Source organism: Gordonia alkaliphila (assembly GCF_023017165.1).
Classification (GTDB): domain Bacteria; phylum Actinomycetota; class Actinomycetes; order Mycobacteriales; family Mycobacteriaceae; genus Gordonia; species Gordonia alkaliphila.
The window spans coordinates 1,332,621-1,348,174 of the sequence record NZ_JALKBW010000001.1 but is presented as its reverse complement, the minus strand read 5'-3'; the positions used below and the strand labels follow the sequence as shown (position 1 = coordinate 1,348,174).

Below are 15,554 nucleotides of genomic sequence, written 5' to 3'. Positions count from 1 at the left end.
TTGCTATCGGGTTGGCCTCGGCAGGTCGAGTCCGGGGGCGCTCGGGGGTGTCACCGAGGGGCGAGATAGGGCACTCCGCGGCTGCCGGACTTCCGGGGCTGTCCGGGAGGGCCGCGGCGCGATTGAGAAGAGTGCGGCTGAGAGGTTGGATGTGGCGGATCATGTTTCACGTGAAGCATGTCTGTCAACGGAGGGAGATATGTTGACTCCCCTCCCCGGCGGAATCGCGTCGTCCGGTAGCGGCTGCGGTGTCGTCAACCTCAGTCATCGGCGGACGTTCCCATGTCCCGATGAGCGGAGGCACGAGGGCATGGTCATCGATCGGGTGGGCGTGAACGGGCCGATGCGTCTTAGCCGCGATGGGCTGGAGGATGGCGTGTCCACGGGCACGCTGCATCAGGTTCGGCTGGGCGTCGAGTGGTTCAGCCAACAGGAGCGCACGGAGCATCGGTGATGATCGGGTCTCGACGGGATTGGGTAGCGGAGGGGCTACGACAAGCTCGGCCGGCGAGACGGGCTTTCGATGGATTCAGCCGACCGCGGTGTTCGGTGTCTGCGTTTCACGTGGAACGTGCCCGGAGAGGTGTGCGGAACGTCGAAATCCGTCTATCTGGACGCTCGACTAGGTGGGTGTCGGTTCAACGTGAAACAGTGGACTCAGACAAAAGGAGTTGTGGCGTGAACCAGACAACCGATGGTTGTGAGCCGCGCCCAGAGATCGCCGAGGAGATCTTCGGCGATCGTGTGGGACTGGCAGATCAGTACGTCGAGATCCTCAGCGAGGAAGGCGTGCTCCGCGGATTGATTGGCCCGAGTGAGCCGGCGCGGCTGTGGACCCGACACGTGTTGAACAGTGCGGCGGTTGCGGAGGCGATCGGACCGAATCTGCGCGTCGTCGACATCGGTAGCGGAGCGGGCTTCCCGGGGATCCCGCTCGCCATCGCTCGACCGGATCTGGACGTCGTGCTGATCGATCCCCTGCTGCGTCGGACCACCTTCCTCGCCGAGGTGATCGAGAAGCTCGGCCTCGACAACGTGACGGTAGTGCGTGGCCGAGCGGAAGAGCAGGCGGTGATCGATCAGGTGGTGTCCGCCGACGTGGTGACGTCGCGGGCGGTCGCCCCCCTGGATCGGCTGGCGCGGTGGTCCGCTCCCCTGGTTCGGGTCGGCGGACAGTTGGTGGCTCTCAAGGGACGTACCGCCGCGGACGAGATCGTCGAGCATCGCGAGGCGGCGGCGCGCGTGGGGCTCAAAGAGCTGACCACCCGCGAAGTCGGCTCTCGACTCAGTGAGCCGACCACCGTGGTGATCGCCTCGCGCGTGGAGACCGCAGGCGACCGCAAGGCACAGCGACGTGCGGAGCGCCGGGCGAAGAGGAAGGGCTGAGAGTTGGTTTCCTTCCGGCGTAAGACGCAGAATAGTGACAACAACCAGAGGGGTGACGGGGTGGCGAACCACAGCAAGAGTGAAGCGCAGAGCGCGGTTCCACGTGAAACTCCGGTGGCTAACAGCACCGTGGAACTGGCGGACACACCGATCGCGGCGGCTGCCGAACGGGCCAGCCAGATCCTCACCCCGGGTGGAGCCGGTACCCTCCCCCGCCCGGCCACCCGCCGGATCATGACCGTCGCCAATCAGAAGGGCGGCGTCGGCAAGACCACCTCGGCCGTGAACCTGGCCGCGGGTCTGGCGCTCCACGGTCTGGGTGTGCTCGTGATCGATCTCGATCCGCAGGGCAACGCGAGCACCGCCCTGGGCATCGATCACCGTAGGCCGGGCATCGCCTCGGTCTATGAGATGCTCCTCGACGACGTACCGTTGCGCGAAGCGATTCAGCAGTCGCCCTCGAACGAGCGACTGTACTGCGTACCGTCGACCCTCGATCTGGCCGGTGCGGAGATCGAGCTGGTGTCGGTGGTGGCCCGCGAGAGCCGTCTGCGCAACGCGCTGGACGACGAGGTGCTCGACGAGCTCGGTGTCGACTACGTCCTCATCGACTGCCCGCCGTCGCTCGGTCTGCTGACGGTCAACGCGATGGTGGCCGCGCGCGAGGTGCTCATCCCCATCCAGTGCGAGTACTACGCCCTCGAGGGCGTGGGTCAGTTGCTGCGCAACATCGAACTGATTCAGGCGCACTTGAATCGGGAGCTGCACGTGTCCACGATCCTGCTCACGATGTACGACGGCCGGACCAAGCTTGCCGATCAGGTGGCCGAGGAGGTGCGGTCGCACTTCGGTAGCAAGGTGTTGCAGACGATCATTCCGCGCAGTGTGAAGGTGTCCGAGGCACCGGGCTACGGGATGACGATCATCGACTACGACCCGGGTTCACGTGGCGCCATGAGCTACCTGGACGCCTCGCGGGAACTGGCCATGCAGGTACTGAAGGAGAATGCGAAGTGACCCAGCGGGACACTCCCAAGCGCGGTGGACTGGGACGCGGTCTGGCGGCCCTGATCCCGACCGGCCCGGTGGAGACCGAGCAGCCCGCGGACGCCGCGGGTGCGGGTTCGGCAGCGGCGTCGACGACGGCGACCGGAACCACGGCGACGAAGACCAAGCGACAGGGCATCAACACCACCCGGATGGGCAGCGCCGCGGCGGATGTTCTTCTCGGCGGCGCCGTCCGCCCCGATCCGGAACCGACGGTCGACGAGGTCGGTGCCGTCTACCGTGAGATCCCGCCGGCGGAGATCGAGCCCAATCCGGAACAGCCGCGCACCGTGTTCGATGAGGAAGCCCTCGCCGAGTTGGAGCACTCCATCCGCGAGTTCGGGCTGATGCAGCCGATCGTCGTGCGGGAGCTCGCCGAGCCGAAGGCCGACGGCGTTCGCTATCAGTTGATCATGGGCGAGCGCCGCTGGCGCGCGAGCACCAGCGTCGGCATCGAGCGGATTCCGGCGATCGTCCGCGAGACCAGCGACAGTGATCTGCTGCGCGATGCACTGCTGGAGAACATCCACCGCGCACAGCTGAATCCGTTGGAAGAGGCGGCGGCCTATCAGCAGCTGCTCGACGAGTTCGAGGTGACGCACGAGGAGCTGGCCAACCGGCTGGGTCGCTCGCGCCCGGTGATCACCAACATGATCCGTCTGCTGAAGCTGCCCATCCCCGTCCAACGTCGGGTGGCCGCCGGTGTATTGTCGGCCGGCCATGCGCGGGCCCTTCTCGCACTGGACGCCGGCGCCGAGGCGCAGGAGGCGTTGGCCGCACGCATCGTCGCCGAGGGTCTTTCGGTGCGAGCCACCGAGGAAGCGGTCACGCTCGCCAACCACGACGGTGCGCCCGACTCCCCCACCCCGACCAAGCGTCGGCCCCCGATGCAGATGCCGGGCCTGAAGGATGTGGCCGATCGGCTCGCGGATCGGCTCGACACCAAGGTCACCGTCAGCCTGTCCAAGCGGAAGGGCAAGGTGGTCATCGAGTTCGGGTCGGTCGACGATCTGGAACGCATCGTCGGTGTGATCGCCGAACAGCAAGCTTGATCGACCGTGTGACAGTGACACGGAGGCACCCGCTAATAACGTCACTGTGACACTAGAGCACTATCCCGGTGGCGGCGAGATCGCCGACGGGGAACTGACAGCGAGAGGAGGCGGGCGCGATGGGGGTTACCGTAGCGCCGTTGGAGTTGGACGGCTTCGAGTGCCTACCGCTCCACACTCGTCGTTGCGTGTTCTGGGAGGTGGACCCGGAAGCGGTCGCCGATACGCTCGACGATGCCTTAACCGGTTCGCTCGGCGGCTTCGAGAGTGAGTTCGACAAAGAGGCGTGGGTGTCGGGTCTGCTCCTGGAATGGGGCACCTGCTGCCAGACGGCGATCGAGTCGACGACGGGCCGCGTGGTCGGCACCGCGTTCTACGCGCCGCCGGGTCGGGTTCCGCGGGCCAAGCGGTTCCCGACGGCGCCGGTGAGTGCCGATGCCGTCCTGCTGACCAAGATCACCACCGAACCCGGTTTCGACGACGTCGCTCCCCTGCTCCTGGACGCCGTGGTGGCGGATGCGATCGGTCGCGGTGTGCGGGCGATCGAGGCCTTTGGATACTCGGCATCGGATGCGGACCTCGCGAAGGATCTGGTCGCACTCCTGCTCGGCGGTGGTGTCTCGGGAAACGTGTGCGACGAGTGCCTGATGGGCACCGAGTTTCTGGTCTCCTCCGGCTTCGAGGTGGTGGCCGACGATCAGTACCTGCCGCGGTTGCGGCTGGATCTAGATGAGGGGCTTGGCTGGAAGAGTCAGGTGGAACGAGCCCTGTCCAAGCTGGTGATCTCGGAGACGATCTTGCTGCAGGCCGTGCACTGATCGCGTGTCGTCGTCCATCGAGGTCAACAGAAAGGGCTGAGGTTTCACGTGGAACCTCGGCCCTTTCCGGTCTGTCGAGTGCCCGAGAACTAGTACGAAAGTCGTTCTGCCTCAAGGAGGTCCGCGAAAGTGTAGGTCCCGGTGGGACGGTCGTTCTGGCCCTGCAGATACAGCCGCTTGACAGCTACCAGGATCGCTTCGGCGATGGTGTCCCGGAACTCGGGTGAGTTCAGTAGCTGGGCGTCGGACGGATTAGTCCAGTAGCCGACATCGAGAATCACGGTCGGCATCCGGGTGAGCCGCAACAGATTCCAGGTGCGTTCGTGCACGCGGCAGTCCAGCAACGGCGTTCGAGCCACCACTTCCCGTTGGATGTAGCCGGCGAGATGACGACCGATCGTCGAATACGAGCCGTGGTGGTTGCCGAAGTAGAAGCTTGCGGCGCCGTGCGCCTGCTCGTTCGGGTAACGCCCCAGACGCAACGAGATCATCAGGTCCGCGTCGATCATGTTCGCGATGCGGGCCTTCTCGTCGTCGCTGGGCGACGACGTGCGGTCGTGAGACAGCGATGTGGTCATGCCGGCGGCGGCCATGCGGCCTTCCAACCGCGCGGCCAGATCCCAGAGAATCGCCTTCTCGGCCTCGTCGACGTCGGTGCCGTACGGATCGATCAGAATCCGCTTGCCGGTGAGCTGCGGACCGGAACTGCGGACCAGCTCTTCCTGCCGGATGGCGTGTGGCGATCCGCCGGTCACTCGGGAGCCGAGCCGATTGAGCGAGAGCAGCGTCGCCGGTCCGCAGATGCCGTCCGACGTGAGGCCGTACTCGGCCTGGTACAGCCGCACCGCATCGTGGGTGGTCTCGGCGAAGATGCCGTCGACCAGACCGTGGTAGTAGCCCAGGTTCTGCAGGCGCCCCTGGAGGGTGGCGACGTCGTCGCCGGACATCGGTGCCGACAGCCGGTAGGTGAGCACCCGGCTGCCGAGCCGGTAGGAGGCTTCGCGGAGGGCGGCATAGGTCGAGCGTCCGACGATGCCATCCGCCATCAACCCGCGCTGTTGCTGAAACGCCCGCACGGCTCGTTCGCAGGCTGCATCGAAGAGATCGTCCGCCTGGTCGGAAGCTGCCAGCAGTCCCTGACCGATGAGAATGGCGCGGATCTCGGCCACACCCGAGCCACGATCCCCCGGACGCAACGTTGCCATACAAAACCCGCTTCCCTCATCGATCTGACACCCGCGACGGCGGTTCGTGGACGTCACGACACCGCTCATTCTCTCAGGTCGGCGTTGGACCCGACAAATGTTCTGGCCGAATGCTGTTTCGGTTGATCCGGCCGAATGCTGTATCCGACTAGGCCGAGCCGAGGACGGGTGCCAGCTCGCGCAGGATGGCCGCCTTCGACTTCACGCCGCGCATCGTGGTGACCGCCTTGCCGCCCTGGAACAGGATGAGGCTCGGCACCGCCATGATCTGCAGATCACGCGCGGTCCGCGGGTTGGCGTCGACGTCGACCTTCGCGACGGTGAGGGCATCGCCGTGGTCGCGGGCAATCTCCTCGACCACCGGGGAGAGCATTTTGCAGGGACCGCACCAGGTGGCCCAGAAGTCCACGAGAACGGGCTTGTCGGACTCGAGGACCGTGCTCTGGAAGGTGTCGTCGGTGACATCGATGGTGTGGGCGCCCATGGGTTTCTCCTTCGATAGGCAGATGGTCAGGACTCGCGGGCGGCGAGCCAGCGTTCGGCGTCGATGGCTGCGCTGCAGCCGCTCCCGGCGGCCGTGATGGCCTGGCGGTAGGTGGAATCGACCAGATCGCCGCAGGCGAAGACGCCGGGCAGCGCGGTGTAGGTGGACCGGCCCTCGACCTGGACGTAGCCGTCGTCGTCGAGTTCCACCTGCCCACGAACGAGCTCGCTGCGCGGATCGTGTCCGATCGCGACGAACATGCCCGTCATCGGCAGGACGGTGGCCTCGCCGGTGCGGGTGTCGGTGATCTCCAGTTCCTCCACACCGTTGGTGCCGCGTACCTCGCTGACCGTGGCGTTGGTGAGGAACTCGATCTTCTCGTTGGCGCGGGCCCGCTCGAGCATGATCTTGGACGCGCGGAACTCGTCGCGACGGTGGATCAGGGTGACCTTCCGTGCGAACTTGGTGAGGAAGGTGGCTTCCTCCATCGCCGAGTCGCCGCCGCCGACGACGACGATGTCCTGGTCGCGGAAGAAGAAGCCGTCGCAGGTGGCGCACGACGAGACGCCGCGACCGAGGAAATCCTGTTCGCCGACCACGTCGAGGTAGCGGGCGGCGGCGCCCATCGCCAGGATCACGGCGCGGGCGCGGTAGACCTCACCGGCGACCTCGACTTCCTTGATCTCGCCTTCCAGGCGGAGCGCATCGACGTCCTCGGTTCGCAGGTCGGCACCGAAGCGGGTGGCCTGCTCGCGCATCTCCTCCATCAGGTCCGGACCCTGGATGCCGTTGCGGAAGCCGGGGAAGTTCTCCACCTCGGTGGTGGTCATCAGCGCGCCGCCGTACGAAATGCCTTCGAAGACAAGGGGTTTGAGCTCTGCGCGCGCGGCATAGATCGCGGCGGTGTAACCGGCCGGCCCGGATCCGACGATGATGAGGTCGTGGATCGTGTTGTCGGTCTCGGTCATGGGTCCTCCGTGCTGCAGGGTTTGGGGCGGGATGTGTCGTCAAGCTTCAACAACAGCCTAGGTGGTGGTGTTCCCGCGGCCGCGATTCAGGTGAGTCCGCGGTCGCAACGGTAGATTCGGGTCATCACCCGCCGGTCCTCGTCCGACCGCCGCATTCGACACCCGAAGGGGAGCTACCGATGAACGACGACGCGCCGCTGCAGGTCTGGAAGGCTCGTCGCCCGGTGGGGCGCGGCCTGGCCGCCGGCCGACTGATACTGACGAAGACGCACATCACCTTCGAGCCGAAGGGTCTCGCGGCGCGGGTGGACGGGATGCGCTTCTCCGTGGCGACCAAGCATGTGGCGGCCATCGGCACGATCGAAGGTCAGGGCGGACGCTTCGCCCGGAAGATCGAGCGCCTGTGCCTCACCCTGGGCGACGGTTCGCAGTGGGAGTTCGTCGTCGACGATCTTCCCGAGGTGGTCACCGTGCTCGGTGCCGCCGTGCCGCGCCGAGCATGAGGGGGCTCAGAGTCGCAGGATGTGCTCGTACGTGGCGACGAGCATCGAGGTGATGACCTCGTGAATGGCCTCGGTGGAGAAGAGTTCCGGACCGGACTGCGGGCCGATCGGATCCACCGTCGCCATCTGCCAGTCGACCAGCAGCTGGGTGATGGCGCCGACGAGACCGATCGCGGCCAGGCGCCGACGCGGTGATTCGCGCTCGGTCGGTGCGGTGAAACTCAGGATCAAGTCGGCCCAGTCGTGGATGGCGCCGATGCGGAGCCGTTCCAGTGCCGGGCTCACACCGACCACCTCGATGAAGATGATGCGTGCGCGCCGCGGATCGAACGTCAGCTGGTGCAGGAACGCGCCGAAGGTGACGTTGGCGAGGCCGGGCATGTGCTCGTCCGGAATGGGCTCCCCCGCCATCACTTCCGGGATCTCGGCCAGATAACCGAGCGCCGCGGTGGTGATTCCGGTGCGCGCCTCTTCGACGCAGAAGCGGTACACGGCATCGAGCAGTGCTTCGCGTTCACTGAACGACTCGTAGAAATAGCGCTGGGTGAGTCCGGCTTCGTCACAGATGGCCTTCACCGGCACATTGGGATATCCCTCGGTACCGAAGAGCTGGAGGCCGGCTTCGATCAGCGCGGCACGGCGCTGCTTGCGGCGCTGGTCGGCGCTCACTCCGCGGTAGACCCGTTCACTGTCGTTCGTCATCACGCTCATACTATCGAGCGTTCTCCTCGAAAACCGCGCCGGGCAAATTCTGAGCAGTGTGAATGTCAGAAGCAGGCGAAGATTCGTCCGAATGGAGGACCATGCTGGATCTTCTGCCTCGCCCGCGATGTCGCCGGTGCGCCGCGCTTCCGCGACAAACTCGGTTACGTCCTCGGTCCGCCCGGATGGACTCCGGCGCGCCGGCCGGAGCCGGTCACGACCGGGTGAACGAGATCTGCTTGATGATCGCCTGATACAGCCCGTCGTCGTTCTCGGGCAGTGCCGTGATCCAGATCAGCAGGTAGCCCGACTTCGCCGGCGCGTCGAGCGTCAGCGTGGTGGTGGTCTTGTCGACCTTCCCGCTGCCGACCACCGACGTGCTGTTCAATGCGGGCTTGGCCCTGTTCGCGGTCCGGATGTCGACGGCGAACCCCGGCGTCGGGGTGCGCACCTGGATCTGCGAGACCGACGCACCCTCGGGCAGGCGGAACATGAGCCCGATCCCGTCCTTGAGACCGCCGTATGCGGCCAGACCGCGGTACTGCGACGTCTTCCACGCCGGCGCGGCCCCGGTCAGCACGTTGCCGACGTTCGCGGCGGCCGTGGTGTCGGGTTCGCCCTCCGGATCGAAGACGGTGACCCCGAGCGGCGTCACCGGGACGCTCTTCCCCGGCGACGCGGGTGCGGAGGACGTGTTGTCGGGCAGGAAGGCGTCCAGATCGTTCGGATCGTCGCCGCTGAAGGCGTTGGTCAGCCACAGCACGAGCGCGACGATGACGAACAGGACGAACAGTCCGGCGCCGATCAGCAGTGCCCCGTTCCGTTTGCCCGCCTCACCCTCGCCGAGCAGCCGTTCCTTGCGGGTGCGGCTGAGCGGGGCCACCGACACCGGAGTCCGGTCGTCGGCGACGCGAGGAATCACATCGGTCGCGAGGTCGACGACGGTCGCCTGGTCCAGGATGTGCTGCACGGTGCCGGCGGTGCGGATGCCGCCGCCGCCCTCCAGTGCGCGCGTGGCCACCGCCGAGATCTCGAACGGGATCTCCGAGTGCACGCGCACCGGCGGCACCGGCCGGTCGGGGTCGCTGCCCCGCGTGTCCGGGTCGGCGATCGCCAGGCCGCCGATCGGGTCGGTGCGCTGTGCGGTGGTGATCACCGTGCGGCCGGTCTCGGCGTCGAGCGGCCAGCGATCGAGCAGCAGGGCGTAGAGCACCGCGCCCAGACCGCGCACGTCGGAGGCCCGGTCGTCGCCGGACAGGACGGCCGGGAAGGCCAGGACGGCGTCGCCGTCGATACTGACCCGGATGCGGTCCGGGTGATCGATCGACAGTGCGGCCCCGGCGCGATGCGCGGCTTCGGCACCGGCGGCGAGGGTGCGTACGGCGCGGGCGGCACCGGTGGCGGACGGGTTGGCCTGCGCGGCGTCGGCCAGCGACGTTCCGGGGATCCACTCGGTGACGACGATGCCGCCGGACGCGCCGCGGATCACATCGAGAACGCGGGCCACACCGGCGGTGTGCAGCTGCCCCAGGCGACGCGTGCGGTTCAGGATGGCCTGCGGACCGTCGGGCGCCGTGTCGCGGTCTTCCGGCCGGTACGGCGGAGCGAGCTGATCGGGGTCGACGAAGGTCAGGCCCACCTCGCGGTTGAGCTGGCCGTCGTGCGCCTGCCAGAACTGGAGACCGCGTGTGCCGCCGTGCGGCTCGAGCAGTCGGTAGCGTCCGCCGGCGATCGCCGCGCCCGCGACCAGTCGGGGTCCGCGCGGCTGCGCGGGCGAAGTGTCGGTCATCGGGGGTCGTCCTCGTCCGGGCGTGGCTGGTGGCTTGGGCAGGTCGGTGCGCGTCACCATCTGCGACGGCAGGGGGCGGGGATCGGCGCCGATGCGCGGAATCACGGTGGTCTCCCCGGCAGCGCCACCGCTGGTCACCGCGTACTCCTGCCAGCTGGCGGAACCGCGGTCGAACCGTCGTCGAACCTCGACTTGGCCGGAGTACGGGAGCGCCTCGTCCGGATTGATCCGCGGGAACTGCACCGTCATGGTGGTGGCGTCGCGCTGGTCGTCCGCGTCCGAGCTCGACGGCGTCGGTGCCAGCGCCGGAATGAACCGGCCGACGAGGCGCATCACCGCGTTGCTGATGGTGACCATGTCCGGGATGCGTAGGGCCACCAGCAGCAGGTAGATCACGCCGAGGACCACGATGCCGGTGATGGCGAGGTACGCGACCGAGCCGATCTTGCCGGCCTGGGTGGCCATCGCGGAGAACCGGGTGAGTCGCGCGATGCCCCAGACGGCCGCCGTCACGGCCAGCGAGACCACGATGGTGAGCGTCGTGGTGCGCGCCAGGTGTCGCATCTTCGCGTCGCCCAGGCGTCGATACAGCAGGTAGTGACCCACCAGGGCGCCCACCAGGTACCCCAGACCGTTGGAGAGGGCGAGCCAGCGCACCACCAGTTCGGGGTCGGAGAACAGCACCGGACCGAGGAACGACGCGGCGACCTTGACGACGGTGATGCCGAGGACCATCAGGGTGGGGGTCCAGGCGTCCTCGCGGGCGTAGAAGACACGCAGCTGGACGAGGGTCATCGCGTACGGGATGAGGGTGAAGGCGCCCCACGCCAGGACCGAACCCAGCTGGGCGGCCTGCCCCTGGTCGAATCGGCCGAAGTTGAAGACGGCCACGCCGAGGGCCGGCCCGAAGAAGGTCATGTAGACCACGGTCGGCACCAGTGCGAGCATGGTCAGCCGGGTCGCCAGCGACATGTCGTCGATCACCGCGTCGGTGTCGTCGGCGGCAGCGTTGCGCGACAGCCGCGGCATGATCGCGGTCAGAATGGTGACGCCGAGAACGCCGTACGGGAGCTGCAGCAGTTGCCAGTGCGTGGCGTAGACGGAGATGCCCGAGTCGGTGGCCGAGGCGGCGATCCGGTAGGTGATCACCATGCCGACCTGCAGGATGAGCACGTACGCCACGATCGCCACGGCCATCCCGCCGAAGCGACGGAGCCGGTCGTCGATCCCCCACTGGAGGCGGAGCTTGATTCCGGCGCGCTTGAGGTACGGCAGCAGGATGCCGGCCTGGATCACCACGCCGATGGTGGTGCCGACGCCGAGGACCAGCAGCTTCGGGTCGCTCATCTTGACCGGGTTGAGGGTCAACTCGCCCGGCATGACGTAGAACAGCACCAGCGTCGCGATCTGCACGACGTTGTTCAGGACCGGGGCCCAGGCACCCGGTTTGAACACGTTCTTCATGTTCAAGATGGCCATGAACAGCGCCGACAGGCCGTAGAACAGGATCGCGGGCAGCAGGAGGTAGGCCAGCGCTGTGGTCAGCTGTCTGTCGACCTTGCCGTCGCCCACGTTGAGGAAGGTCAACAGTGGCGCGGCGATGACCGCGATCACGGTGGCCGCGCCGAGAATCACCACGGTGAGCGTGAAGATCCGATTGATGAAGCCGGCGCCGCCGTCGGAGTCCTCCATCTCCGCGCGCACCAGGACCGGGATGACGATCGCGGTCAACACCGCGCCGAGGACCACCTCGGCGATCATGTTCGGCAGTACGTAGGCGGCCTGGAAGGCGGACGACAGGGCGCCGCCGAGCATCGCCAGAACCAGAACGGTCCGCACGAAGCCGGTGATGCGGCTGACGAGCGTGGCGACGGCGATGGAGCCGCCGGTCCGCATCACCGAGGCGTCGGAGTCGTCGACTCCCCCGTCTCGCTGGGCGCCTTGGGCCGCGGTCTCCTCGGCGAGGATCTCACTGCTGGCGAGCGCGTGGGGTTCGGGCGCCTCGGCGAGCGGGCCGGACGGCCGCGGGGATCCGGGCGGGCGGTGTCGATCTGCACTCATGAGTCGTCCTCCCGGTCGCTCGTGGGCGGAGGCAGTGGCGCCTCGGGCTGCTCGCGGGCCCGTTCGACGCGCTCGGCGTAAGGAGCGGAAGCGAGGCGGAGCGAATCGGCGTCCGGCTCCGGTCGGTCTTCGTCGGCCGGATCCGGTTCGCCCCGGAAGCGGTGCCAGAGGCGTCGTGCCGTCAACAGGACGAGGGCGACGCCGGCGGCGATGGTGATCCAGAACAGCGGCTTGCCGTAGGCGTTGGAGTAGATGGAGAGGGAGATCGGTTCGCTGAGCGGGACGCCGGTGGAGGTCAGCATCGAGATCTCGACGGTGGCGCGCTCCGAGGTGGAGGCGCGCGTCGGGATCTGGATCTGCCGGGTGCCCAGCGGCGGGATCTCCTGCACGCCGACGTCGCCGACGTTGAGAGCGTCCGGCGCCTCGATGTCCATCTGGACGCGAATGGGCAGCGCGAGGTCGTTCCGCACGATCAGCAGCAGCGGACTGCGCTCGGAGGCCAGCGTGTACCGGCCTCCGGGGTCGAGCAGCGCCACCGACTGTTTCATGCGATCCAGTGTGGTGGTGACCGCGGTGATTCGCATGGACCGCGCCGCGCGAGTCTGCTCCAGGGTCTGCGACTGCGGGGTGGCGATGGCGCGGAGCGCGTCCTCGCGCAGCGGCGCCAGGTACGACTGCGGGGTCGCGGTGACATTGGGCGAGCGCACCAGGGAACCCTCCAGGGCGCCGGTGACGCCCTGATTGCTCCGCACCATCGCCGCGTCGGCCGCACTGATCGGGAAGCCTTGCGCCACCAGGGGTTCGACGTCGCCCGGTGTCACCAGCTTCGCGGCGTTCGACGCCGCGGGCAGCTGCTCGGACAGGGTGCGCAGGCTCAGCGGTTCGGCGGTGCCCGAGGCCAGCAGCAGATCGGCCGCGTTGAGCAGGCTCATCGCGTCGTCGACCGTCGGTGACCAGTAGGTCGGCGGCATCACGAAGGCGCTGCGCCCGGTCAGGGGACCGGGGCCGTCGCCGTTCTCGGAGTCGGGAACGGTCAGCATCGGGAAGGCCAGGGCCGCGACGGCGGCTTGGCGGCGGGTGACGGCGGATTCGTCGTTGAGTGTGGGCTGCTGCCAGCTCGGCAGGATCGACGGCACCACCGGTGCGGTGCCCGCAGCGCCGAGCGCCGCGCTGATCGGCACCTCGTACGACTGCAGTGCCACCGGTCCGGAACGGTAGCGACCGGCCTCGTCGGGACGTTCCGGCTCGAGCGACGACGAGGCGACGGCGGCCTGCAGATCGTGCGTGGACAGGACGGTGCGGCCGGCCTCGGACAGCGTGCCGACGGCTGGGATGGCGATCCCGCGCAGCGATTCGACGTCGAGCAGTGCGTCGACGATGTCCGAGGCGCCGGTGACCGCCACCGTCGACAGGCCGGCGTCGTCGATCGTCGCCAGGGAGTCCAGGCCGGCCTGCGCGAACGGCAGAGCGGTGATGCACAGGTCGTCGGCGATCGCGCGCAGCTTGGCTAGCCAGTCCGTCGCCGCCTCCTGGCCGGTGCCCGGACTACTCCCCGACGTCTGATCGGCTGGATCGTCGCTGACTTCGTACCCCAGCGTCATGCCGTGGACGGTGACCAGGAGATCGGGGTCGACGGCGACGCAGAGCGTCTCCGCCACGCGCGAATCGACACCCTCGCGGACCTTCTCCAGGGCCTCGAGTTGGGCGCCGAGGCGGCCCTGTGGGGCGAGGGAAGCCGCGAGTTGATCACTGATCAGCCGCACGGGTTCGGTGCCGCCGCCGAGCACTCCGGGCGCGAGCTGCGGTGCCGCCGCCAACGGCCAGATCATGGTGAGGGCGGCCGGTGCCGAGGTGTCCGGTGCCAGCGAGCCGTCGCGGCCGAGTCGTGAGTCGCTGCCGTCGCCGGCCGCGCCGGTGAACTCGGCGGCGCGTCGGGCGTCGGCGGGCAGGGAGACCACCGGCAACTGCGTGCGGGACTGCGCCAGCTGGACGGCGCCGCCGGATTCGGGCACCCCGCTGGCGGTGATCTGCAGCGGATAGACGCCGGTGGTGTCGATCTGCAGGCCCTCCGGTCCGCTGACCGGGGCGGTGAGCTCGAACTCGGCGCTCTCCCCCGGCGCGAGGGTCTGGTCCATGGTCTGCGGTGCGGTCTGCACCGCGAAACTCGACGGCGGCGCCATCAGCGAGGTCCGCAGGGCGACGGCGGTCCGCACCAGCGGACCGCGCTGCAGCCGGAACTGGAGGTTGTTGATCGGCCGGTCGAAGGTGTTGGTGAGGCGACCGCGCACTTTCACCTCGTCTTCGCCGGCGCTGGTGACCGACGACGGGGTGAGTTCGGTGACGGTCAACGTCGCGTAGCGGGGCTCTTCGGCGTGGGCGGGTGCCGCCAGGAACGGTGCCGCGGACAGACCGAGCACCAGCAGCACGCTCGCCAGCAGGGCGGCCAGATGCCGCGCGAGGTCAGCCCGCACCGTCGGTACGATTCCCGGCTCCCCCGCGTCGCGGTCGACGGCGTCGCCGTCGGGGCTTGGCCGGCGGCTCGTTGCGGCGCTGATTGCGGGCTGCGGCGGCTTTCTCATAGTCGTTCGGCTCGGTGCGATTGGCCTCGGCTTCCGACTGCGCCAGCCGAGCCGGGTCATCGCGGAGTTCCTCGATGACCTTCTCGGCGGTGCGGGCGAGCCGTCGCTCGTCAGAATACGTGAGCCGACGCGGCAGCTCGCTCAACGGCACCCACGCCACGGCGCTCACTTCGTAGTCGCCGTCGCAGAGCTCGCCGCCGGTGTAGCGCAGCAGGTAGTGGTGCACCGTCTTGTGGATGCGGCGCCCGTCGCTCACGAACCAGTAGTCGATCTTGCCGAGGGTCGCCACCACGGTTCCGCTGACGCCGGTCTCCTCGGCGATCTCCCGGATCGCGGTGGTCTCCGCGGTCTCACCGGTCTCGATGTGCCCCTTGGGCAGCGACCACATCATGCGTCCGCGACGATCGATCCGGCCGATGAGCACGGCCTTCAACTGATCGAACGGGTCGTGCAGGTTCGACAGCACCAGACCGCCGGCCGACGTCTCCCGCACGGTGCGCAGTCGCTGGGCGGGCTGCTGGCCGTTGGTGCCGCCGGTGTTGGTCCGCTGATGGGTCTCGGCGGTCTTGCCGCCGGCGGGGCTCGCCGGTTTGGTCGACGACCGGGACGCACTGTTCGGACGCCGGCGGGTGGGCGGCATGGCGGCCGGGGTGCCGGCTTCGCTGCGCACGCGCGGGCCCGCCAGATCCGACGGTTTCGGGCCGGTGGGTGCCGACGGCTTCTTCTGGTTCTGCGAGTTCTTCTGGTCGCCGCCGTTGTCGCGGGCCGCGTCGCCCTGGCCGGTGGTGGACGGGACGGCCGCGGCGTTCTGACCGCCGCCTTTACCGCGTCGACGACCGCGTCGACGGCCCCTGCGCTTGGATCGGGACCGGGGGGTTTGGCCGTCGGCAGATGCCGGACCGTCGTTCACGACGTCCGGTCGGCTCACCGACGACTCAGCAGACACACTACGACTCTATC

Annotated in this window: 13 protein-coding genes; 6 read left to right on the top strand and 7 right to left on the bottom strand. The window is 68.2% G+C overall.

The genetic code is table 11. The features are described 5' to 3' along the window. Positions 1-310 precede the first annotated feature (310 nt). The 5 genes from MUG78_RS05955 (at position 311) to MUG78_RS05935 (ending at position 4,303) form a co-directional block, all read left to right on the top strand. Positions 311-454, top strand: a complete 144-nt coding sequence (locus tag MUG78_RS05955; protein WP_246993125.1) for a hypothetical protein — start codon at positions 311-313, stop codon at positions 452-454. Positions 455-678: 224 nt separating this feature from the next. Beyond that, on the top strand, positions 679-1,386 hold the full coding sequence (gene rsmG, locus MUG78_RS05950) for a 16S rRNA (guanine(527)-N(7))-methyltransferase RsmG (protein ID WP_246993121.1): 708 nt from the start codon (positions 679-681) through the stop codon (positions 1,384-1,386). 114 nt (positions 1,387-1,500) lie between these two features. After that, positions 1,501-2,403 (top strand): ParA family protein, encoded by a 903-nt coding sequence (locus MUG78_RS05945; RefSeq protein ID WP_246993118.1) that lies wholly within the window; start codon positions 1,501-1,503, stop codon positions 2,401-2,403. Next, entirely contained in the window at positions 2,400-3,485 is a 1,086-nt protein-coding gene (locus MUG78_RS05940; protein ID WP_246993115.1) for a ParB/RepB/Spo0J family partition protein, read from the top strand. Before MUG78_RS05945 ends, MUG78_RS05940 begins: the two co-directional genes overlap by 4 nt. 119 nt (positions 3,486-3,604) lie before the next feature. Continuing rightward, on the top strand, positions 3,605-4,303 hold the full coding sequence (locus MUG78_RS05935) for a hypothetical protein (protein ID WP_246993113.1): 699 nt from the start codon (positions 3,605-3,607) through the stop codon (positions 4,301-4,303). Between the two features lie 89 nt (positions 4,304-4,392). On the opposite strand, the gene MUG78_RS05930 is transcribed toward MUG78_RS05935, so the two are convergent. The 3 genes from MUG78_RS05930 to trxB all read right to left on the bottom strand — a co-directional run bounded on the left by MUG78_RS05930 (position 4,393) and on the right by trxB (position 6,960). Continuing rightward, positions 4,393-5,508, bottom strand: coding sequence for an N-acetylmuramoyl-L-alanine amidase (locus tag MUG78_RS05930; protein WP_246993110.1), 1,116 nt, complete (start codon positions 5,506-5,508; stop codon positions 4,393-4,395). Positions 5,509-5,656: 148 nt separating this feature from the next. Continuing rightward, a complete protein-coding gene (gene trxA / locus MUG78_RS05925; RefSeq protein WP_246993107.1) occupies positions 5,657-5,992 on the bottom strand; it encodes a thioredoxin in 336 nt (111 codons plus the stop codon). Between the two features lie 26 nt (positions 5,993-6,018). Continuing rightward, positions 6,019-6,960, bottom strand: a complete 942-nt coding sequence (trxB, locus tag MUG78_RS05920; RefSeq protein WP_246993105.1) for a thioredoxin-disulfide reductase — start codon at positions 6,958-6,960, stop codon at positions 6,019-6,021. 179 nt (positions 6,961-7,139) lie between these two features. Between trxB and MUG78_RS05915 the strand changes: the two genes are divergently transcribed. Continuing rightward, positions 7,140-7,463 (top strand): hypothetical protein, encoded by a 324-nt coding sequence (locus MUG78_RS05915; RefSeq protein ID WP_246993102.1) that lies wholly within the window; start codon positions 7,140-7,142, stop codon positions 7,461-7,463. A gap of 6 nt (positions 7,464-7,469) precedes the next feature. On the opposite strand, the gene MUG78_RS05910 is transcribed toward MUG78_RS05915, so the two are convergent. From MUG78_RS05910 to MUG78_RS05895, 4 genes are all read right to left on the bottom strand, one after another. Continuing rightward, entirely contained in the window at positions 7,470-8,165 is a 696-nt protein-coding gene (locus MUG78_RS05910; RefSeq protein ID WP_246993100.1) for a TetR/AcrR family transcriptional regulator, read from the bottom strand. Between the two features lie 214 nt (positions 8,166-8,379). Beyond that, the gene (murJ, locus tag MUG78_RS05905) at positions 8,380-12,015 is read right to left on the bottom strand and encodes a murein biosynthesis integral membrane protein MurJ (protein ID WP_246993097.1); all 3,636 of its coding nucleotides are present in this window, start codon (positions 12,013-12,015) and stop codon (positions 8,380-8,382) included. Beyond that, the gene (locus MUG78_RS05900; protein WP_246993093.1) at positions 12,012-14,486 is read right to left on the bottom strand and encodes a DUF6049 family protein; all 2,475 of its coding nucleotides are present in this window, start codon (positions 14,484-14,486) and stop codon (positions 12,012-12,014) included. Before MUG78_RS05900 ends, murJ begins: the two co-directional genes overlap by 4 nt. After that, entirely contained in the window at positions 14,476-15,540 is a 1,065-nt protein-coding gene (locus MUG78_RS05895) for an NUDIX hydrolase (RefSeq protein WP_246993090.1), read from the bottom strand. Before MUG78_RS05895 ends, MUG78_RS05900 begins: the two co-directional genes overlap by 11 nt. Positions 15,541-15,554: the final 14 nt, after the last annotated feature.

Coding starts and splice junctions, on each gene's coding strand:
- MUG78_RS05955 (WP_246993125.1), top strand. CDS start 311: ATGGTCATCGATCGGGTGGGCGTGAACGGGCCGATGCGTCTTAGCCGC.
- trxB (WP_246993105.1), bottom strand. CDS start 6,960: ATGACCGAGACCGACAACACGATCCACGACCTCATCATCGTCGGATCC.
- MUG78_RS05930 (WP_246993110.1), bottom strand. CDS start 5,508: ATGGCAACGTTGCGTCCGGGGGATCGTGGCTCGGGTGTGGCCGAGATC.
- murJ (WP_246993097.1), bottom strand. CDS start 12,015: ATGAGTGCAGATCGACACCGCCCGCCCGGATCCCCGCGGCCGTCCGGC.
- MUG78_RS05910 (WP_246993100.1), bottom strand. CDS start 8,165: ATGACGAACGACAGTGAACGGGTCTACCGCGGAGTGAGCGCCGACCAG.
- MUG78_RS05935 (WP_246993113.1), top strand. CDS start 3,605: ATGGGGGTTACCGTAGCGCCGTTGGAGTTGGACGGCTTCGAGTGCCTA.
- trxA (WP_246993107.1), bottom strand. CDS start 5,992: ATGGGCGCCCACACCATCGATGTCACCGACGACACCTTCCAGAGCACG.
- MUG78_RS05915 (WP_246993102.1), top strand. CDS start 7,140: ATGAACGACGACGCGCCGCTGCAGGTCTGGAAGGCTCGTCGCCCGGTG.